Raw genomic sequence first — 22516 nt, 5'->3', positions numbered from 1 at the left:
GCCCCGAACGGCCCGGCACCCGCTGTCTGAACAGCTCAGGGTGCCGGGCCGTTCGCCGTGCCGCCCCTAGACTGGCCGCATGCTCGAGAACCCGAGGTCCCCGCGCGTCCGGGCGGTCGCGAAGCTCGCGAAGAAGGCGGCGCGCACCGAGAGCGGGCTGTTCCTGCTCGAGGGGCCGCAGGCCGTCGCCGAGGCGCTGACGTTCCGACCGCAGCTCGTGATCGAGCTCTACGCCACGCCCTCGGCGCTCGACCGGTACACCGACATCGCCGAGACCGCGGTCGATGCGGGCGTCGACGTCGAGTTCGTCAGCGAGGACGTGCTCGAGTCCATGGCCGACACCGTCACCCCGCAGGGCTTCGTCGCCGTGTGCCACCAGTTCCCGACGGCCGTGAAGGACGTCTTCGCCGCCTCGCCGAAGCTCGTCGCCATCCTCGAGGAGGTCCGCGACCCCGGCAACGCGGGCACCATCATCAGGGCAGCGGATGCCGCGGGCGCCGATGCCGTGGTCTTCACGGGGCGCACCGTCGATCTCTACAACCCGAAGGTCGTGCGGTCCTCGACGGGATCGATCTTCCACCTCCCGGTCGCGGTCGGCGCCGGGCTCGAGGATGTACTCGCGCGGGCGCGCTCGGCCGGCCTCACCGTGCTCGCCGCCGATGTCAAGGGCGACGACCTGTTGACCGCGCGGAACGACGGCACGCTCTCGCGTCCGACGGCCTGGCTGTTCGGGAACGAGGCTCGCGGGCTGCCCGAAGAACAGCTCGCGCTCGCCGACTGCGTGGTCACCGTGCCGATCTACGGACACGCGGAATCGATGAACCTCGCGACCGCGGCATCCGTCTGCCTGTACGAGAGCGCCTTCGCGCAACGCAGCGTGGGTCACGAATAGGTAACCCACCGCGCCGCGCCTTGGCGTGCAGCCTCGATGCGCCCTAGTTTTGGGGGTATGGAGCCAACCCAGCCGGCGGCCGCGACGTCGAACATCTCAGTGCGCCGCGGCGAACCCCTCGTGGTCATCGATCACGTCGAGAAGCACTTCGGCGATCTGCACGTGCTGAACGACATCAACACCGTCGTCAACCGCGGCGAGGTGGTCGTCGTCATCGGGCCCAGCGGTTCCGGCAAGTCGACGCTGTGCCGTGCGATCAATCGGCTCGAGACGATCGACTCGGGCACCATCAGCATCGACGGTGTGCGCCTGCCCGAGGAAGGAGCAGCGCTCGCGAAGCTCCGTGCCGACGTCGGCATGGTCTTCCAGTCGTTCAACCTCTTCGCGCACAAGACCGTGCTCGAGAACGTGACCCTCGCGCCCATCCGTGTGAAGCGGAAGTCGCGCAAGGAGGCCGACGCCAAGGCGATGGAACTCCTCGAACGTGTCGGTGTCGCCAACCAGGCGGGGAAGATGCCGGCGCAGCTCTCGGGCGGGCAGCAGCAGCGTGTGGCGATCGCACGGTCGCTCGCGATGAATCCCAAGCTCATCCTCCTCGACGAGCCGACGAGCGCGCTCGACCCCGAGATGATCAACGAGGTGCTCGATGTCATGGTCGGTCTCGCGAAAGACGGTATGACGATGATCGTCGTGACCCACGAGATGGGGTTCGCCCGCAAGGCCGCCGACCGTGTCGTGTTCATGGACGGTGGCCGCATCGTCGAAGAGGCGACCCCGGCCGAGTTCTTCGACCACCCCAAGTCCGACCGTGCGAAGGACTTCCTCTCGAAGATCCTCGCGCACTAGACCTGCGCTGCCACGAGCGGCGAGGAATCACCCACACAGGAAGAGGCAGACAGATGAAACGCATGAGAATCGCACTCGTCGCGGCTGCGGCGGCGTCGGCACTCGCGCTCGCCGGATGCGCCGGCGGTGGCGACGGTGGCGGCGACGCGGATGAGCCGACCGCCGCGCCGGCCCCCACGTTCGACGCCGGCACCACGATGGCCGAGCTCTCCGAGGCGGGCAAGATCACCGTCGGCACGAAGTTCGACCAGCCCCTGTTCGGCCTCGTCGGCCCGTCGGGCGTGCCCGAGGGCTTCGACGTCGAGATCGCGAAGATCATCGCCAGCGAGCTCGGCATCGAGGAGGACGGCATCGAGTGGGTCGAGACGGTGTCGGCGAACCGTGAGCCGTTCATCCAGAACGGCCAGGTCGACATCGTCGTCGCGACCTACACGATCAACGACAAGCGCAAGGAAGTCATCTCCTTCGCCGGCCCGTACTACATGGCCGGGCAGTCGATCCTGGTGCTCGCCGACAACGACGACATCGAGAGCGAAGACGACCTCGTCGGCCAACCGGTGTGCTCCGTGACCGGCTCGACGCCGGCCGCCAAGCTCGCCGAGATCGGCGCCGAGCCCGTGCTCACCGACACGTACTCCAACTGCCTCGAGCCGCTGCGCAGTGGCCAGGTGGTCGCAGTCTCGACCGACAACGTGATCCTCGCGGGCCTCGCGGCCCAGAACGAGGGCGAGTTCAAGGTCGTCGGCGAGCCGTTCACCGAGGAGCCCTACGGCATCGGCCTCGCGAAGGACGACACCGAGTTCCGCGACTGGATCAACGACGTGCTCGAGAAGGCCTACGAGGACGGCCGCTACGAGGAGGCGTGGAACTCCACGGCTGGCGAGATCCTGCCGTTCATCGAGCCGCCCACACCCGACCGTTACTGATCGGATTCCGGGCCCGGGCGGCGCAGAGCCACCCGGGCCCATCCCCACCTGACCGGAAGGACGCGCGTGGACGCGGTCATCGAGAACCTGCCGACGTATTGGCGCGGCTTCAGCATGACGCTGCTGCTGCTCGGCGTGAGTGGCGTCTCGGCACTCGTGCTCGGCACGATCATCGCCTCCATGCGCATCTCGCCGGTGGCCTCGCTCCGCTGGTTCGCCACCGTGTACACGGAACTCATCCGGAACACTCCGCTGACGCTCGTCCTGCTCTTCTGCGCGATCATCCTGCCCTACCTCGGATCGCGCCTCGAGTACTCCGTGGCGGCCATGATCGGCCTCTCGGTGTACACCTCGCCGTTCGTCGCTGAGGCGCTGCGATCTGGTATCAACGGGGTGCCCGTCGGGCAAGCGGAGGCGGCACGAAGCGTCGGTCTCGGGTTCGGCCAGACCGTCGGGCTGATCGTCCTTCCGCAGGCCTTCCGCATGACGATCCCGCCGCTCATCAACGTCTTCATCGCACTCACCAAGAACACGTCGGTCGCCGGCGGCTTCTTCGTCTTCGAGCTGTTCGCCGCCGGCCGCGAACTCGCGAACGCGAGAGGGGACGCCGTCATCGCCATCCTCCTGGGCGTCGCGACCCTCTATCTCGTGATCACCGTTCCCCTCGGCGTGATCGCGGGCCAACTCGAGCGCAAGTGGGTGGTGCAGCGATGACCAGCGTCCTGTTCGACGTGCCGGGGCCGAAGGCGCGACGACTCTCGATCATCTCCTCGATCATCGCCGGCCTGCTGATCCTGGCTGGCCTCGCGTGGATCGCGCTCACGCTCGCCGCGCCTCGCGAGAGCGGCGGCATCACGCTGCCCGGCTACTTCGACCCGAGCCGCTGGGACATCTTCGCCGACGATGAGGTCTGGTCGTTCATCCTGACCGAGGGCGTGCTCGGCACGTTGCGTGCGGCGCTCACCGCCTCGGTGCTCGCGATCATCCTCGGCATCATCCTGTCGCTGCTTCGCAGTTCGGAGATCGCCTGGATCCGCGTCCCGACGGCGATCGTCCTCGAGTTCGTGCGCGGCATGCCCGTGCTGCTCATGATGCTCTTCATCCTGCTCGTGCTGAACACCGGCGCGTTCTGGGCCGTCGTCGCCGCGCTCACGCTGTACAACGGCGCGCTCATCGGCGAGGCCCTCCGGGCGGGACTGGCCGCACTGCCGAGGGGTCAGCGTGAAGCCGGCCTCAGCCTCGGCATGCGCCCCATGCAGTCGAAGATGCTCGTCGAGTTCCCGCAGGCGTTCCGTCAGATGCTGCCGATCATCGTCGCGCAGCTCGTGGTGCTCCTGAAGGACACCTCGCTCGGCTTCATCGTCGGCTACACCGAACTCCTGCGCGTGAACATGAACAACCTCGGCAGCTTCTACGGCAACCGGTACCTGTTCTCGCTGTTCGTGGTCACGCTCGTGCTCTACCTCATCATGAACCTCTCACTGTCGTGGTTCGCGAGGTGGCTCTCGAAGCGCACGGCGTCGAAGTCGAGCGGCAAGCAGCTCCCGCCCGACGACGCGACGCAGGCGATCCTCGTGGCGCAGGCCTCGGCGGCCGCGCGGCAGTCCGAGAGCCAGGCCCCCCGCTAGGTGGACCGCTGAGGCGAGTCGTCGCACACCGCTAGACTCGTTCTTCGTGTCCGAGCCCCTCGAAATCACCGAGCACGCCGTCGAAGCGGCCGTCGACGCCGCCCTCGCGGCCATCGCATCGGCCGCCGACTCCGCGGCGCTGAAGACCGTCCGCACCGAGCATGCGGGGGAGAAGTCCACCCTCGCGCAGCTCAACGCGCAGCTGCGCAACGTGGCCAACGACCAGAAGGCCGCGCTCGGCAAGCTGGTCGGCGGCGCCCGCGGCCGGGTCAACCAGGCGTTCGCCGCCCGTGAGGCCGAGATCCTCGAGGCCGAGGCGGCCGCACAGCTCGACGCCGAGACGGTCGATGTCACGGCGCTGCCGTCGCGGTACCGGGCGGGCGCGCGGCATCCGCTCACCCTCCTGCAGGACCGCGTCAGCGACGTGTTCACCGGCATGGGCTGGGAGATCGCCGAGGGCCCCGAGGTCGAGAGCGAGTGGTTCAACTTCGACGCGCTCAACTTCGACGCCGACCACCCGGCGCGCGCGATGCAGGACACCTTCTTCGTCGACCCGCCCGAGTCGCACCTCGTGCTGCGCACGCACACGAGCCCCGTGCAGATCCGCTCGATGCTCGAACGCGACCTGCCGCTCTACGTGCTCGCGCCGGGTCGTGTGTACCGCACCGACGAGTTCGACGCCACGCACCTGCCCGTGTTCATGCAGTTCGAGGGCGTCGCCGTCGACAAGGGCCTCACCATGGCGCACCTCAAGGGCACGCTCGACCACTTCGTGAAGTCGATCTTCGGCGACGAGGCGAAGATCCGCCTGCGTCCGAGCTTCTTCCCGTTCACCGAGCCGAGCGCCGAGCTCGACTTCTGGCACCCCACCTTCAAGGGCGGCGCGCGGTGGATCGAGTGGGGCGGCTGCGGCATGATGCACCCCAACGTGCTCAAGGCCGCGGGCATCGACCCAGAGGTGTACACGGGCTTCGCGTTCGGCATGGGCATCGAGCGCGGGCTCATGCTCCGCAACGACGTGCAGGACATGCGCGAGATGGTCGAGGGAGACATCCGGTTCTCCCAGCAGTTCGGAATGGTGGTCTGACCCATGCGAGTGCCACTGAGTTGGCTCGCCGAATACGTCGAACTCGTGCCCGGCACGACGCCCGAGGAGGTGCACGCCGCGCTCGTCGAGGTCGGCCTCGAAGAGGAGGACGTGCACACCTTCGAGCTGCAGGGTCCCATCGTCGTGGGTGAGGTGCTCGAGTTCGTCGAGGAGCCGCAGTCCAACGGCAAGACGATCCGCTGGTGCCAGGTGCGCGTCGCCCCCGACGGCGAGACCGCGGCCGACGGCGGCGACGCCGTGCACGGCATCGTGTGCGGGGCGCGCAACTTCTTCCCGGGCGACAAGGTCGTCGTGACCCTGCCCGGCTCGGTGCTGCCGGGTCCGTTCCCGATCGCCGCGCGCAAGACGTACGGGCACGTCTCCGACGGCATGATCGCCTCGGCCCGAGAGCTCGGCCTCGGCGACGACCACGAGGGCATCCTGCGCCTGTCGACCCTCGGCATCGACGCGCCCGTCGGCACCGACGCGATCAAGCTCCTCGGGCTGGATGACGCCGCCGTCGAGATCAACGTCACGCCCGATCGCGGCTATGCGTTCTCGATCCGCGGTGTCGCGCGTGAGTACGCGCACGCGACGGGCGGGCGCTTCCGTGACCCCGTCGAGCAGTCGAGCCCCGCGGATGCTGCGGTCGATGCGTTCCCCGTCGAGGTGCATGACGAGGCGCCCATCCGCGGCCGCATCGGCTCGTCGGTGTTCGCGACGCGCATCGTGCGCGGCGTCGACCCCAAGCAGCCCACCCCGCCGTGGATGGTCGCACGGCTGAAGCTCGCCGGCATCCGCTCGATCTCGGTGCTCGTCGACATCACGAACTACGTCATGCTCGAACTCGGACAGCCGATCCACGGCTACGACCTCGACCGCCTGCGGGGCGGCATCGTCGTGCGTCGCGCCACGCCCGGCGAGACGATGACGACGCTCGACGGCAAGGTGCGGACGCTCCACCCCGAGGACCTCCTCATCACCGACGACCGCGGGCCGATCGGCCTGGCCGGCGTCATGGGCGGTTCCGAGACCGAGATGTCGGATGTCACGACGAACGTGCTCATCGAGGCCGCGAACTTCGACCCGGTGTCGATCGCGCGCACCGCGCGCCGGCACAAGCTCCCGAGCGAGGCCTCGAAGCGGTACGAGCGAGGTGTCGACCCGCAGATCGCCGCGGCCGCCGCGACGCGCGTGGCGCAGCTCATGGTCGACCTCGCGGGCGGCACGGCCGACGTGGGCGGTTCGCTCATCCACGACGCGGTGGGCCGCGAGCCGATCGAACTGCCCACCGCCTACGTGTCGGAGCTGATCGGCGTCGAGTACACCGACGACGAGGTGCACGACGCCCTCGCCGAGATCGGCGGCATCATCACGACGACCGACACGGGCTTCGAGGTCGTGCCGCCGTCGTGGCGTCCCGACCTCACGGGCAAGGCCGACCTCGCCGAGGAGGTGGCCCGCATCGCCGGGTACCACCGCATCCCGTCGGTGCTGCCGGTCGCCCCTCCCGGCCGGGGTCTCACGCGCTCGCAGCGCCTCCGTCGCCGCGTCGCCGATACGCTCGCCTCCGCCGGCGCCACCGAGGTGCTCTCGTTCCCGTTCGCGACCGAGGCCGAGAACGGCACGTACGGCAGCGTCGACGGTGAGCCCGTGGCATCCGTGCGCCTCGCCAACGCCTTGGACGCGAGCACCGCGCTGATGCGCCGCTCGCTGCTGCCGGGGCTGATCGCCGCCGCGAAGCGCAACCGGTCGCGTGGGCTCACCGACCTCTCGTTGTTCGAGGTCGGGCTCGTGTTCCTCCCCGAGACGGGCCGTACCTACGGCACGCCGGGGCTGCCGATCGGCGACGCGAAGCCGAGCGACGACGAGCTCGCCGAGCTGCAGGCGGGCATTCCGCCGCAGCCCCGTCACGCGGGCGTGCTGCTCGTCGGCGACGTCGTGACGAAGCAGCCGGGCCAGCCGGCCGTGGCCGCCGGGATCGTGGACGCGCTCGACGCCGTGCGGCAGATCGGGCTCGCGACGGGCGCCGAGTTCGAGTTCGTGCAGGGCTCGCATCAGGCGCTGCATCCCGGACGCACCGTCGAGCTGCGGGTCGCGGGTCGCACCGTCGGCTACGCCGGCGAGCTGCTGCCGGCGCTCGCCGAGGAGGCCGACCTGCCGCGCGTCGTCGCTGTGGTCGAGCTCGACCTCGACGCGGTCATCGAACTCACCGACCCGGCGCTCGACGCGCGCACGATCGGCACGTACCCGGCCGCGACGCAGGACCTGTCGCTCATGGTCGACCAGGCCGTGCCGGCCGCGTCGGTCGCCGCCGCGGTGCGCGAGGGCGCGGGGGAGCTGCTCGAAGACCTGCACCTCGTCGACGACTACCGCGGCCAGGGGATCGCCGAGGGCTCGAAGAGCCTGACGTTCGCGCTCCGCTTCCGTGCGCCCGATCGCACGCTGACCGCCGCCGAGGCGAGCGAGGCGAAGCTCGCGGGCGCGGGCATGGCGGCCGAGCGGTACGGCGCGAAGATCCGCGAGTAGCCGAGCCCAGATCGTGCAGGAGAATGGGCCCCATCCCCCCGCACAGGGAGGGATGGGGCCCATTCTCCTGCAGTAGCTCACGCCGAGCGGATCAGCCGCCGAATCGCTCGACGAGACGGTCGAACGCGGCATCCAGCTGCGGATCGACGACCCGGCGCGACGCATCCTCGTCGTGCCATTCGACGATCTCGTGCGCGCCGCGCCAGAACGGGATGACCGCCCGGTACTCGGGCACGAGCGCCTTCACCTTGCGGTTGTCGAAGATCACGGAGTGCGCCTTGTCGCCCAGGAGGCCGGGCCCGTGCTCGGGGAGCTCCCGGGCGATCGCCTCGCTCGCGACGTGCACGGGCCGGAATTCGGCGGCGGCGGCTCGGGCGAGTTGCTCGGTGATGTGATCCCAGGTGAGCGCCTCGTCGCTCGTGATGTGGAACGCCTCGCCGACCGCGCGGTCGTTGCCGAGGAGTCCCACGAACGCCACGGCGAAGTCGCGCGTGTGGGTGAGGGTCCAGAGGCTGGTGCCGTCGCCGTGCACGACCACCGGCTTGCCGCGGCGCATCCGGTCGATCGCCGTCCACCCGCCGAGGATCGGCACGCTGGTGCGGTCGTACGTGTGCGATGGTCGCACGATGGTCGCGGGGAATCCGCGCTCGCGGTAGGCGGCGACGAGCAGGTCCTCGCCGGCGATCTTGTCGCGCGAGTACGGCCAGAAGGGGTTCCGCAGCGGCGTCGACTCGCTGATCGGCAGCCGCGACACGGGTTTCTGGTACGCGGAGGCCGACGAGATGAACACGTACTGCCGGCACCGTCCCTCGAAGAGGGCGATGTCGCGGGCAACCTGCGCGGGCGTGAAGGCACGGAAGTCGACGACGACGTCGAACTCGCGGTCGCCGACCGCGGCGGTGACGGATGCCGCGTCGTCGGCGTCGCCCGCGAGGTGCCGCACGCCCTCGATCGGCGGCCGAGCCGTGCTGCGTCCGCGGTTCAACAGGGTGAGGTCGTACCCGCGCCGGACGGCGAGGGCGCTCGACGCCGAGCTGATGATGCCGTTGCCGCCGATGAACAGCACGCGCAGGGTCATGGGTCGCCTCCTCGGTGATGGGTGGTCGCGACCCCTCCGAGCCTAGGCCCGTCGCCGCTCCGCGGGAGTGGGGGCCTGCTCCTCGACCGGAACCGAGCGGAAGACCATCGCAGAGACGGGCCCGGCGACGAACCAGATCCCGGCGAGGGCGGTGAGCCGGAGCGCCATCGACCACAGCGGATCCGACCATGCCGACATCCAGTCGCGGGGGATTCCGGCGCCGGAGACGAGCGCGAGCACCACGAGTCCCGGAGTGGCGAGCGCCCACGCGACGACGACGCGACCCCACTCGACCCACATCCGCCGCACGTACGCCGGCCCAGACGCGGCGGGCTTGGCCGGCCTCGGCCCGCCGGCGAACCGATAGGCGAACCACCGGTCGGCCCAGGCGATGACCGAATGACCGAAGCCGATCGTGAATCCGAGGTACACCACCGCAAGCGCGTGCACGGTGTCGGGCTCGGCGCCGAGGGCGAGGTCGACGGCGGTGAGCGCGATCAGCACGAGATCGATCAGCGGCACGCAGAGCAGGATGGCGCGACTGGCCCGTCGCCTCCGGAACAGGTACCGCATGGCGAGGCCGAGGGCGAGCGTCACCCAGAAGGCGACCTCCGCCCCGATGATCGCCCAGACGATCGGATTGAGTGTGGTGGATTCGAGCATGCTCACAGCCTGCGACGAGCGGCACGGGCGCCGCATCGGCCGAACGCGGTGCATTGTGACCGGTGCTCCTACCCACTTCGGATGACGCGGCATCCGCTCGCCTCGATCGAACAGAGGTCGCCGCAGCCCGCCTCGAACTGGTTGCATGGACGCATGGCCGTCCTCGAGGAGTTGCGTCGTCGTGCGGGTCGTCACGCCGACCTGGCCGGCTCGCTCGGGTACACGGCGCTCGCGGTCATCATGATTCCGGCGGGGCTCGGCGTGTACTGGGTCGACGAGCCCCGGCTCATCACGTGGTGGGCCGACCTCGCGCTGGTGCTCGTGCTCGCTGCGGTGCATGCCTTCCGCGATCGGTGGCCCGTCGGCGTGCTCATCGGCGCGGGCGGCGTGATGGCACTCGGCGCGTTGCTCACCGGCGCGACCTCGCTCGGTGCGATCCTCATGGTCGCCGACCTGCTGTACCTGTTCGCGCTCCGCAGCCCGTCGCGTGCCGTGGATGTCGCGCTGTACCTTTCGGGCGTCGCAGCGATCGTGGGCGTGCTGCTCCTCGCCTCGCCCGGCGGGCCGCCCGAGGTCGTGCTGCGCTTCCTCTGGATCCCCGTCACGTGCCTACTCTCGTTGTGGTGGGGGCGGGCCGTGCGGGCGCCGCGACTGGAAGCGGTCGCCGAACGCGAGCACGCCGAGGCGACCCGGCGGGCCGCAGAGGCAGACCGCCAGCGGGCCCTCGCCTCGGAGCGCATGGCGATCGGCCGCGACCTGCACGACATGCTCGCAGGCCACGTCGTCGGCATCGCCATGCAGTCGGAGGCCGCCCTCCGCAGCGCTCGCGACGAGGGTTCGGCCACGACGCCAGCACTCGAGGCGATCCGCGCCTCGAGCCTCGCGGCCCTCGGCGAGATGCGCTCGCTCATCGACGTGCTCCGTGGCGACGCCCATGCCCTCGCCGCGCCGGCGACGCTCGCCGACCTCGACACGCTCATCGAGTCCGCGCGCGAGGCCGGAGCGGACGCACGCGCCCACGTCGAGGTGGACGCGCTGGACGGGGTCCCTCCGACCGTCTCGGTCGCCGCATACCGCATCGTGCAGGAGGGACTCGCGAATGCCGCGAAGCATGCTCCCGGGCGACCCGTCGAGGTGCACGTCGCGCAGCGCGACGGCGACCTCGTCGTCAGGGTCGTGAACCCGACGGCCGCGAGCGGTACGTTGCCTGCCCCGCTGAGCTCGGTGCAGGGCCTCATCGGCGTCGAGGAGCGAGCCCGCCTCCTCGGTGGCCGGGCGGAGGCACACGTCGATCAACGCGACGGCGAGCGGCAGTGGGTGCTCGAGGCGACCCTCCCACTGCGACGGTCGATCGGCGCATCCGACGGGACCGCGCCGTGATCCGGGTGCTCATCGCCGACGACCACCAGGCCGTGCGCGCCGGCCTCACGACCCTCCTCGCAGGCGCGAACGACCTCGAGATCGTCGGCGAGGCCGGCGACGGACGCGAGGCCCTCCGACTGATCGGCCAGTCGCCGGTCGACGTGGTGCTCATGGACGTGCAGATGCCCGTGCTCGACGGCGTGCAGGCGACCCGCCGCATCGCCGCCATGCCCGAGGGGCCGCGGGTGCTCGTGCTCACGACCTTCGGACTCGACGAGATCGTGGTCGCCGCGCTCGCCGCGGGGGCGGCCGGTTTCCTGCTGAAGACCGCGACCGCCGACGAACTCGTCGACGCCATCCGGCGAGTGGCGGCCGGCGACGCCGTGCTCGCCCCCGAGGTGACGCGCACGGTCATCGATCGCCTGCATGCGCTCGACAACCGGCCGGCGCCCGAGAGCCCGTTCCCCGAGGCATCCGCTCGGCTCGCAGAGCTCACCGAACGCGAACGCGAAGTGCTCGACTGCCTCGGGCTGGGCCTGTCCAACGCCGAGATCGCCGACCGGCTCGTGATCTCGGAGGCGACCGCGAAGACGCATGTCTCGCGCGTGCTCGGCAAGCTCGGGCTGGCGTCGCGCGTGCAGGGCGCGCTGCTGGCCCGGCATGAGCACGACCACCGCTGAGCGCGGCCTGCGGCGGGCCGCACCGCACCCCGCCGCCGGACCCGGATTTTGCCCGCGCCGATCGGGTCGATAGGGTCGATGGCATGTCCGCCCGGTTCGCCTCCTCCGCACGCGTCTCGCGTGTCGTCGAGCTCGGCAACCGACGTCGCGGCGCTCGCCGAATCTCGGCGACCCCTGCCACGGCCTAGTCGGGCCGGTGCGGGCGTCGCCGGAACTTCGCCTCGACCGCACAGACCCTAAGGTGGATTCATGACGTACTCCGTCGCCGTCTCCGGCGCGTCCGGCTATGCCGGAGGGGAGATCCTGCGCCTGCTCGCCGATCATCCCGACTTCGAAGTGCGTACCGTCACGGCGCACCAGAACGCCGGTCAACCGCTCGTCGCGGTGCAGCCGCACCTGCGCACCTACACGCATCTCACACTGCAGGAGACCACGGCCGCGACGCTCGCGGGCCACGACGTGGTCTTCCTCGCGCTACCGCACGGTGCATCCGGAGCCATCGCCGCCGAGCTCGACCCCGAAACGCTCGTCGTCGACTGCGGCGCCGACCACCGGCTCGAGGGCGCCGCCGATTGGACCGCGTTCTACGGCGGCGACCACCACGGCGCGTGGGCCTACGGCGTTCCCGAGCTGCCCCGCCTCCAGGGCACACAGCGCGACCGTCTGACCGGCGCACGTCGCATCGCGGCTCCCGGATGCAACGCCTCCACCGTCGCGCTGTCGCTCGCGCCGGGCATCCGCGCCGGTGTCATCGAGAGTCGCGACCTCGTCTCCGTGCTCGCCGTGGGGCCGTCGGGAGCCGGCAAGAGCCTGAAGGCGCACCTGCTCGGCAGCGAGATCCTCGGCTCGGCGAACCCCTACTCGGTGGGCGGCGTGCACCGGCACATCCCCGAGATCACGCAGGCGCTGCGGTGGGCCGGTGCGGCCGAACCGACCATCTCATTCACGCCCGTCATCGTGCCGATGTCGCGGGGAATCCTCGCGACCTCGACGGCTCGCATCGTGCCGGGTACGGATGCCGCGGCCGTCCGCGCTGCGTGGGAGGACGCCTACGCGGGCGAGCGCTTCGTGCAGCTCCTGCCCGCCGGCCAGTTCCCCCGCACGGCCGACGTGCTCGGCGCGAACACCGCGCTCCTGGGCCTCGCGGTCGACGAGGCGGCAGGCCGCGTCGTCGTGGTCACCGCCGTCGACAACCTCGTGAAGGGCACCGCGGGTGCCGCCATCCAGTCCGCCAACATCGCGCTCGGCCTCGTCGAGTCGACCGGTCTCCCCGTGAACGGAGTCGCACCGTGACCGTCACCGCCCCCGCCGGATTCGAGGCGGCGGGCATCGCCGCGGGCCTCAAGCGGTCGGGCGCACTCGACCTCGCGGTCGTCGTGAACCGCGGCCCCTCGAACGCCGCCGCGGCCGTGTTCACCGGGAATCGCGCGAAGGCGAACCCGGTGATCTGGTCGCAGCAGGTCATCCAAGACGGAGTGGCCTCGGCGATCGTGCTCAACTCGGGTGGCGCGAACTGCTTCACGGGGCCCGAGGGCTTCCAGGTCACGCATCACACCGCCGAGACCGCGGCGTCGGCGCTCGGCGTCTCGTCGGGCGACGTGCTCGTGTGCTCGACGGGACTCATCGGCGAACAGCTCGACGGCGAGATCGTCGAAGAGGGCGTGCTCTCGGCCGTGACCCGGCTCGCGGCCGATGGCGGCGAGGACGCGGCGCGCGCCATCATGACGACCGACACGAAGCCGAAGACCGTCGACGTGCAGGTCGACGGATGGCGCATCGGCGGCATGGCCAAGGGTGCCGGCATGCTGGCGCCGGGACTCGCGACGATGCTCGTGGTGCTCACGACCGACGCCGACCTGCCCGCATCGGAGCTCGAATCGGCGTTGCGGCAGGCGACGCGCGTCACGTTCGACCGGCTCGACTCCGACGGGTGCATGTCGACCAACGACCAGGTCACGCTGATGGCGTCGGGCGCGTCGGGCGTGGTGCCCGACGCCGCGACGTTCACCGAGGCGCTCACCACCGCGTGCCGTGACCTCGCACTGCAACTGCAGGCCGACGCCGAGGGTGCGAGCCACGACATCGCCATCGAGGTACGGGGCGCGGTCACCGAGGACGACGCCGTCGAGGTCGGCCGCTCGGTCGCCCGGAACAACCTGTTCAAGGCAGCGATCTTCGGCAACGACCCCAACTGGGGCCGCGTGCTTGCCGCGATCGGCACGACGCAGGCGCCCTTCGACCCGTACCTCGTCGACGTGTCGATGAACGGTGTGCGTGTGTGTCACGCGGGCCGACCCGACCAGCCGCGCGAGCTCGTCGACCTCACGCCACGGGCGACGCACGTGCTCATCGAGCTGCATGCCGGCGAGGCATCCGCCACCATCTTCACGAACGACCTCACGCACGACTACGTGCATGAGAACAGCGCCTACGCGAGCTGAGATGAACGACCAGAACGAGAACGAGAACGATTCGAACGACGACGGAGCGGATGCCGCCGCGATCGACGCGGCCACCGCGGCGGCCAAGGCGCAGGTGCTCATCGACTCGCTGCCGTGGCTGAAGCGCTTCCACGGCGAGACGATCGTCGTGAAATTCGGCGGCAACGCGATGGTGAGTGCCGACCTGCAGCGTGCGTTCGCCGAGGACATGGTGTACCTGCGGTACGCCGGCATCAAGCCCGTCGTGGTGCACGGCGGCGGGCCGCAGATCTCGGCGATGCTCACGCGGCTCGGCATCGAGAGCGAGTTCCGCGGCGGCTACCGGGTGACCACGCCCGAGGCCATGGACGTGGTGCGCATGGTGCTCTCGGGCCAGGTGAGCCGCGAGCTCGTGTCGCTCATCAACCAGCACGGACCGCTCGCCTCGGGTGTGTCCGGCGAGGACGCGGGCCTCTTCACGGGTCGGCGACGCGGTGCCATGGTCGACGGTGCGGAGGTCGATCTCGGGCTCGTCGGCGACGTCGTCGCGGTGGATCCCGCCGCGGTGCTCGCCGAGCTCGCAGCTGGACGCATCCCCGTGGTCTCCACGATCGCACCCGACGCGGATGCCCCGGGCCAGTCGCTCAACGTCAACGCCGACTCCGCCGCCGCAGCCCTCGCGATCGCGCTCGGCGCCGCGAAGCTCGTGATCCTCACGGATGTCGCGGGCCTCTATCGCGACTGGCCGAACCGTGACTCGCTCGTCTCGGTCATCGATGTGCACGAGCTCATCGAGCTGCTGCCGCGGCTCGAGTCGGGCATGATCCCCAAGATGACGGCGTGCCTCGAGGCCGTGGAGGGCGGCGTGGCCAAGGCGGCGATCATCGACGGCCGGATCCCGCACTCGATCCTCCTCGAGGTGTTCACGCAGTCCGGCATCGGAACGGAGGTCGTTCCCGCATGACCGGGGCAACCAGCATGACCGGCACCACCGAATGGCAGCAGCGGTTCGACCGCCGCTTCATGCGCTCGCTGGCGATGCCGCTCGCCAAGCTCGACCACGGCCGCGGCGCTCGGGTCTGGGACACCGACGGCAACGAGTACCTCGACTTCCTCGCCGGCATCGCCGTGAACTCGCTCGGCCACGCGCACCCCGTGTTCGTCGAGGCCGTCTCCGCGCAGGCGGCACGCCTCGCGCACGTCTCGAACTACTTCACGTCGGAGCCCGCGCTCGAGCTCGCCGAGCGCGTGACGCGGCTCGCTGGGGCGGGCGACGACGGGCGCGCGTGGTTCGGCAACTCCGGCGCCGAGGCGAACGAGGCGGCGTTCAAGCTCGCCCGCCTCAATAACTCGGGCGGCGCGCGCACACGCGTGCTGGCGCTCGTCGATGCATTCCACGGCCGCACCATGGGCTCGCTCGCGCTCACCGGCAAGCCGCACATGCGCGACGCGTTCGAGCCGCTGCCCGGGGGCGTCGAGCACATCGACGCCACGATCGGCGCGCTCGAGGCCGCCGTCGACGACGGCGTGGCCGCGCTCTTCGTCGAGCCCATCCAGGGCGAGGCCGGCGTGGTCGAGCTGCCCGACGGGTTCCTCGCCGCGGCCCGGGAGCTCACCCGTCGTCACGGCGCCCTGCTCATCGTCGACGAGATCCAGACCGGCGCGGGCCGCACGGGCGACTGGTTCGGCTTCCAGCACGAGGGCATCACCCCCGACGCCATCACGATCGCGAAGGGCATCGGCGGCGGCTTCCCGATCGGCGGTCTCGTCACGTTCGGACGCACCTCGGCGCTGTACTCCAAGGGCCAGCACGGCTCGACGTTCGGCGGCAACCCGCTCGCCACGTACGTCGCCAACGCCGTGCTCGGTGAGATCGAGCGCGCCGGGCTCGTCGAGAACGCGGCGCTCCGGGGGAGCCAGGTCCGCGCCCGCGTCGACGGGCTGGACTCCCCGCTCGTCGCGGGCATCCGCGGCCGGGGCCTGCTCCTGGGCGTCGCGCTCACCGAGCCCGTCGCCCACCAGGTTTCTGCCGCGGCCCTGCAGGCGGGGCTCATCGTGAACGCCGCGAACGACTCGACGATCCGGATCGCCCCGCCGCTCATCATCGACGACGCCGACGTCGACGAGTTCGCCGAGCGCTTCACGCGCGCGCTCGACGCCGTCGCCGCCACCCTCTGACTTCGCCCGAACCCATGAATGGACTCGCATGACCCGCCACTTCCTCCGTGACGACGACATCACGCCCGCCGAGCAGGCCGAGATCCTCGACCTCGCCGAGCGCCTCAAGCAGGATCGGTGGGCCGTGAAGCCGCTCGCCGGGCCGCAGACCGTCGCCGTCATCTTCGACAAGTCGTCGACCCGCACCCGTGTCTCGTTCGCGGTCGGGATCGCCGACCTCGGCGGCTCGCCGCTCATCATCTCCACCGCGTCGAGCCAGCTCGGCGGCAAGGAGACGCCGAGCGACACGGCGCGGGTGCTCGAGCGCATGGTCTCCGCGATCGTGTGGCGCACCTACGGCCAGGCCGGGCTCGAGGAGATGGCGGCAGGCACCACCGTCCCCGTCGTGAACGCGCTGTCCGACGACTTCCACCCCTGCCAGCTGCTCGCCGACCTCCTCACCATCCGCGAGCACAAGGGCAGGCTCGCCGGGCTCACTGTGACGTTCCTCGGCGACGGCGCCTCGAACATGGCGCAGTCGTACGTGCTCGCGGGCGCGACCGCCGGCATGCACGTGCGGGTCGCCTCACCCGACGAGTTCGCGCCCGCGGCATCCGTCGTCGCCGATGCCGACCGCATCGCCGCGACCACCGGCGGCTCGGTCACGCTCTACACGGATGCCGCGGAGGCCACCGCGGGCGCCGACGTCGTCGTCACCGACACCTGGGTGTCGATGGGCAAGGAGGACGAGAAGGCGCACCGCGTCGCGACGTTCGGCGCCTACCGCGTGGATCGCGAACTCATGTCGCTCGCGGCATCCGACGCCGTGTTCATGCACTGCCTGCCCGCCGACCGCGGCTACGAGGTCACCGCCGACGTGATCGACGGCGAGCAGTCGATCATCTGGGATGAGGCCGAGAACCGGCTGCACGCCCAGAAGGCGCTGCTCGTGTGGCTCCTCGAGAGGAAGGACGCCTGATGACCGACGAGCACGGCACGGACGACGCACCCGCACCGGGAGAGCACGGCACGAACGAGGGCGCGCTCTGGGGCGCCCGATTCGCCACCGGCCCATCGCCCGAGCTCGCCCGTCTCTCGAAGTCGACGCACTTCGACTGGCAGCTCGCGCCCTACGATCTTGCGGGATCCCGGGCGCACGCGCGCGCCCTGGCAGCCGCCGGGTACCTCACCGACCACGAGCTCACCGCGATGCTCGAGGGGCTCGAACTGCTCGAGCTCCGCGTCAACGCCGGTGAGGTCACCGCGTCCGAGTCCGACGAGGACGTGCACGGCGCGCTCGAGACGGCGCTCATCGCGATCGTCGGCCCCGAACTCGGCGGCAAGCTCCGCGCCGGCCGCAGCCGCAACGACCAGATCGCCACGCTCGTGCGGCTCTACCTCAAGGACCACGCCGCGACCATCGGCCAGCAGCTCGTGCACCTCGTCGACGCGCTCACCGCACAGGCCGACGACCACCGGACGGCCGTGATGCCCGGGCGCACCCACCTGCAGCACGCGCAGCCCGTGCTGCTCGCGCATCACCTCCTCGCCCACGCGTGGGCGCTCTCGCGCGACCTCGAACGACTCGTCGACTGGCTCAAGCGAGCGGATGTCTCGCCATACGGCGGGGGAGCGCTCGCCGGGTCCACGCTCGGCCTCGACGCGGCATCCGTCGCCCACGACCTGGGGCTCGCGGCGCCGGCGGAGAACTCGATCGACGGCACCGCGAGCCGCGACGTCGTGGCCGAGTTCGCATTCGTGGCCGCCATGATCGGCATCGACCTCTCGCGCATCGCCGAGGAGGTCATCCTCTGGAACACGCGCGAGTTCGGCTTCGTCACCCTGGACGACGGCTACTCGACCGGATCGTCGATCATGCCGCAGAAGAAGAACCCCGACATCGCCGAGCTCGCGCGCGGCAAGTCGGGCCGGCTCATCGGCAACCTCACCGGGCTCCTCGCGACGTTGAAGGCACTGCCGCTCGCGTACAACCGCGACCTGCAGGAGGACAAGGAGCCGGTGTTCGACTCCGTCGAGACGCTCGAGGTGCTGCTGCCCGCGTTCACGGGCATGATCGCCACGCTCACGTTCCACACCGACCGCATGGCCGAACTCGCTCCGGCCGGATTCTCGCTGGCGACGGATGTCGCGGAGTGGCTCGTGAAGCGGCGGGTGCCGTTCCGCGACGCCCACGAGATCACGGGCGCGCTCGTGCGCCATGCGGAGGAGCACGGCCTCGAGCTCGACCGGGTCGACGACGCCGCGCTCGCCGCGATCTCGCCGCACCTCACCCCTGACGTGCGGGAGGTGCTCACCGTGGAAGGCTCGGTCGCGAGCCGCGACGGCATCGGCGGAACCGCACCCGTGCGCGTCGACGAGCAGTTCGCGCGGCTCACCGACCGGGTGCGGCACCTCGTCAAGGGACTGCCGGGGGCGAAGCCCTGACCGAACGCGACTCGGATCGGCTCATCTCGGTCGGGCGCGACTACTTCGCGCGCGACCCGGTCGAGCTCGGCCCGCTGCTGCTCGGCGCGGTGCTCTCGTACGAGAACGACGAGGGCCGCGTCGCGGTGCGGATCTCGGAGGTCGAGGCCTACCGCGGCGAGGGCGTCGATCCCGGTTCGCACTCGTTCCGCGGAAAGACGCGGCGCAACGCCGTCATGTGGGGTGAGGCGGCGCACCTCTACGCGTACTTCACGTACGGCATGCACACGTGCCTCAACATCGTGGCGGGGCATCCGGGGTCCTCGGCCGGAGTGCTGCTGCGCGGGGGCACGATCGTCGACGGCATCGAGCTCGCGCGCGTGCGTCGGGCCGGGGCATCCGACCGCGACCTCGCACGCGGACCGGCGCGCCTCGCGGTGGCCATGGGCGTGCCGCTCTCGGCGGGTGGATCCGACCTGCTGGCGCCGCCGTTCTCGCTCTCGGTGGCAGCTGCGCCGGTGCCGTTCGAACAGGGACCGCGCACGGGCATCAGCGGCCCGGGCGGGGGAGCGGCGTTCCCGTGGCGGTTCTGGATTCCCGGCGACCCCGGTGTGTCGCCGTATCGACGGCACGCGCGCTCGCACGAGTAGGGAGCGCGCGGATGCCGCGGCTGCTCCCGCTTCGTCGCGTCAGCGCAGTGCCAGGTGCACGACGAGCGCCGCGGCGCATGCCCAGATGAGGCTCGCGAACGTGCCGATGATGAACCGCTCCCGCGCTTCGGGCGCCTCGAGCTCGGTGAAGCGGCCGACACCCTTCACGGCGACGACGATCGCCAGTGCCTCGGGGAAGCCCGCGATGATGGCGCCGGCCGACGCGATGCGTTCGAGCACGCCGATCGTGAGCCCGCCGCGGAGCACCTCGCGCCGTGTGCCGGTGGTGACGCCCATGCGCTGCTCGTCGGCGGTCGGCCGCTCGGTGACGATGATGCCGCCGTGCAGGCCGGGCGCGACGCTGCCCATCGCGAGCCGGAGTGCGGTGGCCGCGGCGGGACTGCCGCCGAACACGGCGGCCGTGAACGCCAGGATCGTCACGAGCGGAGCGAAGCCCATGCGTGCCGGTTCGCCCAGCGTCGCGGAGGCCATCAGCGCGATCGCCATCGCACCGGCCGCGAACCAGAGGAAGGCGGCCCGTGGCCGGAGAAAGGCCAGTACCGAGAGCGTGGCCGTCGCGACGAGCGAGGTCAGCAACGCTGACCAGGAGAGGGCTTCGGCGACGACGGCGAGGTTCACGGGGCTCCTTCCGGGCACGGCCGGCGCGACCGAGACTTCGAGCAGTGTAGCGAGCGAGCCCACGGCGGCGCGATCACTCGCGCGCGGCGCGTTCGGAATCCGCGTCGAGCCGTTCCAGCACTCGCACGAGCGCCGGCCGCGCGTCCTCCTCGGCCCGCCACATGGCCGCCTTGAGCCGGGCGCTCACGGCCGCCGCGCTCACGTCGAGGATCGCCGCGGCCTCCTTCTGCTGGTGGCCGGCACGCATGAGTTCCACGACCTCCCAGCCGGGGTCGCTGCGCCGTTCGCGCAGGAGCACGAGGAGGCGGATGAGCGCCTCTGCGTCGGTGGCCGCGGTCTCGAGTTCTGAATCGCCGGCGCGGAGCGCGAACCGGCCGTCGGCGCGCTTGGCCGCGTCGACCGCCTCGCGCGCGGCGATGAAGGCGGGGCCGGTGGCCTTGCGCACGGCGTCGGGGAGGGGCATCCGGATGCCGCCGACGCCCAGGCCCACGCTCCACCCGCCCGTGCGGGTCGTGTCGAGCACGATCCCGAGCGTCGCCTCGGCGGAGCCGGTGAGGAGCTGGATCTCATCGCCCGCCGTCTGGTCGGCCGGAAGGGCGAGTGACGCGCCGTAGGCCGCGGTGAGCTCGTCGACGAGCTCTCCCGTGCGGTCGGCGTCGCGACGGCTTCCGACCTGGTCGGCCGTGATGACGAACATCGGATGCCTCCTGTCGAGCGCTACTCAGTGTCAAGGGTACAGACTGTATCAATAGAAATCAAGCATGTAGAGTTGATCATTAGTGTTCAAGGATGTAGCATGAATCGTCGAGCTCGGTCTCCGCTGGTACCCTTGCTGGCGTGTCAGACCCAGTGATCCTCGCATCCCAGCAGAACGACGCCTCCTTCGAGGACGTCTGGGAGGAGCTCGTCTGGCGTGGCCTCGTGCACGTGTCGACCGACCAGGCTGCGCTGAAGGAACTCCTCGCGGGCGAGCCGATCACCTATTACTGCGGATTCGACCCCACTGCTCCGAGCCTGCACCTCGGCAACCTCGTGCAGATCCTCACGCTGCGCCGCATCCAGTTGGCCGGTCACAAGCCCCTCGGGCTCGTCGGCGGCTCGACCGGTCTCATCGGCGATCCGCGACCGACCGCCGAGCGCACCCTCAACACCAAGGAGACGGTGGCCGAGTGGGTGGGCTACCTGCGCGAGCAGGTGAGCCGCTTCCTTTCGAGCGAGGGCGACAACGCCGTGCGCATGGTCAACAACCTCGACTGGACGGCAGGCCTCTCGGCCATCGACTTCCTGCGCGACATCGGCAAGCACTACCGCGTCGGCACGATGCTGAAGAAGGATGCCGTCGCGTCGCGCCTGGGCTCCGAGGCGGGCATCAGCTACACCGAGTTCAGCTATCAGATCCTTCAGGGCTTCGACTTCCTCGAGCTGTACCGCCAGTACGACTGCGTCCTGCAGACGGGCGGCAGCGACCAGTGGGGCAACCTCACGAGCGGCGCCGACCTCATCCACAAGGTCGAGGGCCGGCATGTGCACGCGATCGGCACGCCGCTCATCACGAACTCCGACGGCACGAAGTTCGGCAAGAGCGAGGGCAACGCCATCTGGCTGGATGCCGCGATGTGCAGCCCGTACCGCTTCTACCAGTTCTGGCTCAACACCGACGATGCCGATGTGGTGTCGCGCCTGAAGGTGTTCACGTTTCTCAGCCGGGCCCGGATCGAGGAGCTCGAGGAGCTCGTCGAACGCGAGCCGTTCCGCCGCGAGGCGCAGCGGGTGCTCGCCCACGAGGTGACGACGCTCGTGCACGGAGAGGAGGCCACCGCCAAGGTGGTGGCCGCGTCCGAGGCGCTCTTCGGCCGTGGAGATCTCTCGACCCTCGATCCGGACACCCTCGAAGCAGCCCTTCGCGAGCTGCCGAACACGACGACGTCGCCGGATGCCCCGATTGCGCAGTTGCTCGCGGACACCGGCCTGGTGTCGAGCCAGAGCGAGGGTCGGCGCGCCATCGCCCAGGGCGGCGTCGCGCTCGACAACGTGAAGATCGACGACGAGACGGCGACCATCGAAGGGCGCGTGCCGCGAGGCGGCATGGCCGTGTTGCGGCGAGGCAAGAAGACCCTTGCCGGCGTCTTCGTGGAGTAGTGGTGGGCACGCCTCGTTTCGCCCGGAATGGCGGCTCGGGGCGCGACACGCCCGGGATGCGGGACCAACTTGCACCCCCTCTGGGATCGACGTAGAGTAATCACTCGTTGCCCCAAAGGCGCGAAGAGCGAGAGAGTCCATCGGACACCCGCACTTCAGCCTCAAGCGGAACGATTCCAAGCCTTCGAACAGACAACTGGTCGATCAGCTTGAAGCATGCGGACTCGTCCCTCGGGATGACCGCATGGAAACAACGAAACCAACCTCGGATGAGGTGCCTTCCAGGTGCCGAACCGAGGGTGTCCGTTTCTTGAGAACTCAACAGCGTGCACTATGTTCAATGCCAATTTTTGAACCCCGTGTTCTTCTGCCTTTTGGGGTGGGGGGACGGGTTTC

Annotated in this window: 21 protein-coding genes; 17 read left to right on the top strand and 4 right to left on the bottom strand. The window is 70.4% G+C overall.

Annotation, left to right across the window (positions count from 1 at the left end; all coding sequences use genetic code 11):
• Window positions 1–79: 79 nt before the first annotated feature.
• The 7 genes from AB0K73_RS15405 to pheT all read left to right on the top strand — a co-directional run bounded on the left by AB0K73_RS15405 (window position 80) and on the right by pheT (window position 7908).
• On the top strand, window positions 80–892 hold the full coding sequence (locus tag AB0K73_RS15405; RefSeq protein WP_360515435.1) for an RNA methyltransferase: 813 nt from the start codon (window positions 80–82) through the stop codon (window positions 890–892).
• A gap of 57 nt (window positions 893–949) precedes the next feature.
• Entirely contained in the window at window positions 950–1738 is a 789-nt protein-coding gene (locus AB0K73_RS15400; protein ID WP_360515438.1) for an amino acid ABC transporter ATP-binding protein, read from the top strand.
• Window positions 1739–1791: 53 nt separating this feature from the next.
• Entirely contained in the window at window positions 1792–2664 is an 873-nt protein-coding gene (locus AB0K73_RS15395) for a glutamate ABC transporter substrate-binding protein (RefSeq protein WP_360515441.1), read from the top strand.
• A gap of 66 nt (window positions 2665–2730) precedes the next feature.
• Window positions 2731–3378 carry an amino acid ABC transporter permease gene (locus tag AB0K73_RS15390; RefSeq protein WP_360515444.1) on the top strand — a complete coding sequence of 216 codons (648 nt, stop codon included), beginning with the start codon at window positions 2731–2733 and terminating at the stop codon, window positions 3376–3378.
• Window positions 3375–4292 (top strand): amino acid ABC transporter permease, encoded by a 918-nt coding sequence (locus AB0K73_RS15385; protein WP_360515446.1) that lies wholly within the window; start codon window positions 3375–3377, stop codon window positions 4290–4292. The genes AB0K73_RS15390 and AB0K73_RS15385 overlap by 4 nt, the downstream gene beginning before the upstream one ends.
• Before the next feature lie 46 nt (window positions 4293–4338).
• Entirely contained in the window at window positions 4339–5379 is a 1041-nt protein-coding gene (gene pheS / locus AB0K73_RS15380; protein WP_360515449.1) for a phenylalanine--tRNA ligase subunit alpha, read from the top strand.
• 3 nt (window positions 5380–5382) lie between these two features.
• Window positions 5383–7908 carry a phenylalanine--tRNA ligase subunit beta gene (gene pheT, locus AB0K73_RS15375; protein WP_360515452.1) on the top strand — a complete coding sequence of 842 codons (2526 nt, stop codon included), beginning with the start codon at window positions 5383–5385 and terminating at the stop codon, window positions 7906–7908.
• Between the two features lie 91 nt (window positions 7909–7999).
• On the opposite strand, the gene AB0K73_RS15370 is transcribed toward pheT, so the two are convergent.
• Both AB0K73_RS15370 and AB0K73_RS15365 read right to left on the bottom strand, forming a co-directional pair.
• On the bottom strand, window positions 8000–8986 hold the full coding sequence (locus AB0K73_RS15370) for an SDR family oxidoreductase (protein ID WP_360515455.1): 987 nt from the start codon (window positions 8984–8986) through the stop codon (window positions 8000–8002).
• 42 nt (window positions 8987–9028) lie between these two features.
• Window positions 9029–9649 (bottom strand): hypothetical protein, encoded by a 621-nt coding sequence (locus AB0K73_RS15365; RefSeq protein WP_360515458.1) that lies wholly within the window; start codon window positions 9647–9649, stop codon window positions 9029–9031.
• A 153-nt stretch (window positions 9650–9802) separates the two neighbouring features.
• Between AB0K73_RS15365 and AB0K73_RS15360 the strand changes: the two genes are divergently transcribed.
• The 9 genes from AB0K73_RS15360 to AB0K73_RS15320 all read left to right on the top strand — a co-directional run bounded on the left by AB0K73_RS15360 (window position 9803) and on the right by AB0K73_RS15320 (window position 19342).
• The gene (locus AB0K73_RS15360) at window positions 9803–11029 is read left to right on the top strand and encodes a histidine kinase (RefSeq protein WP_360515461.1); all 1227 of its coding nucleotides are present in this window, start codon (window positions 9803–9805) and stop codon (window positions 11027–11029) included.
• Window positions 11026–11691, top strand: a complete 666-nt coding sequence (locus AB0K73_RS15355; protein WP_360515464.1) for a response regulator transcription factor — start codon at window positions 11026–11028, stop codon at window positions 11689–11691. Before AB0K73_RS15360 ends, AB0K73_RS15355 begins: the two co-directional genes overlap by 4 nt.
• Before the next feature lie 249 nt (window positions 11692–11940).
• Window positions 11941–12984, top strand: a complete 1044-nt coding sequence (gene argC, locus AB0K73_RS15350; RefSeq protein WP_360515467.1) for an N-acetyl-gamma-glutamyl-phosphate reductase — start codon at window positions 11941–11943, stop codon at window positions 12982–12984.
• Window positions 12981–14132 (top strand): bifunctional glutamate N-acetyltransferase/amino-acid acetyltransferase ArgJ, encoded by a 1152-nt coding sequence (argJ, locus tag AB0K73_RS15345; protein WP_360515470.1) that lies wholly within the window; start codon window positions 12981–12983, stop codon window positions 14130–14132. The genes argC and argJ overlap by 4 nt, the downstream gene beginning before the upstream one ends.
• A gap of 1 nt (window position 14133) precedes the next feature.
• A complete protein-coding gene (argB, locus tag AB0K73_RS15340; RefSeq protein WP_360515473.1) occupies window positions 14134–15075 on the top strand; it encodes an acetylglutamate kinase in 942 nt (313 codons plus the stop codon).
• Between the two features lie 14 nt (window positions 15076–15089).
• Entirely contained in the window at window positions 15090–16289 is a 1200-nt protein-coding gene (locus tag AB0K73_RS15335) for an acetylornithine transaminase (RefSeq protein WP_360515528.1), read from the top strand.
• 28 nt (window positions 16290–16317) lie between these two features.
• Window positions 16318–17247 (top strand): ornithine carbamoyltransferase, encoded by a 930-nt coding sequence (gene argF / locus AB0K73_RS15330; RefSeq protein WP_360515476.1) that lies wholly within the window; start codon window positions 16318–16320, stop codon window positions 17245–17247.
• Window positions 17247–18713: an argininosuccinate lyase gene (argH, locus tag AB0K73_RS15325; RefSeq protein WP_360515479.1), complete on the top strand. Its 1467-nt coding sequence runs from the start codon at window positions 17247–17249 to the stop codon at window positions 18711–18713. The genes argF and argH overlap by 1 nt, the downstream gene beginning before the upstream one ends.
• Before the next feature lie 89 nt (window positions 18714–18802).
• On the top strand, window positions 18803–19342 hold the full coding sequence (locus tag AB0K73_RS15320; RefSeq protein ID WP_360515482.1) for a DNA-3-methyladenine glycosylase: 540 nt from the start codon (window positions 18803–18805) through the stop codon (window positions 19340–19342).
• 39 nt (window positions 19343–19381) lie between these two features.
• Here AB0K73_RS15320 and AB0K73_RS15315 read toward each other — a convergent pair whose 3' ends face one another.
• Both AB0K73_RS15315 and AB0K73_RS15310 read right to left on the bottom strand, forming a co-directional pair.
• Window positions 19382–19981, bottom strand: coding sequence for a hypothetical protein (locus AB0K73_RS15315; protein WP_360515485.1), 600 nt, complete (start codon window positions 19979–19981; stop codon window positions 19382–19384).
• 73 nt (window positions 19982–20054) lie between these two features.
• A complete protein-coding gene (locus AB0K73_RS15310) occupies window positions 20055–20678 on the bottom strand; it encodes a DNA-binding protein (RefSeq protein ID WP_360515488.1) in 624 nt (207 codons plus the stop codon).
• A gap of 140 nt (window positions 20679–20818) precedes the next feature.
• Here AB0K73_RS15310 and tyrS point away from each other — a divergent pair, with 140 nt between their 5' ends.
• Window positions 20819–22120: a tyrosine--tRNA ligase gene (gene tyrS, locus AB0K73_RS15305; RefSeq protein ID WP_360515491.1), complete on the top strand. Its 1302-nt coding sequence runs from the start codon at window positions 20819–20821 to the stop codon at window positions 22118–22120.
• Window positions 22121–22516: the final 396 nt, after the last annotated feature.

This window comes from Agromyces sp. NPDC052230, assembly GCF_040679595.1.
GTDB lineage: Bacteria > Actinomycetota > Actinomycetes > Actinomycetales > Microbacteriaceae > Agromyces.
The sequence above is the reverse complement of the archived record's forward strand: the minus strand, read 5'-3'. Positions and strand labels throughout refer to the sequence as shown.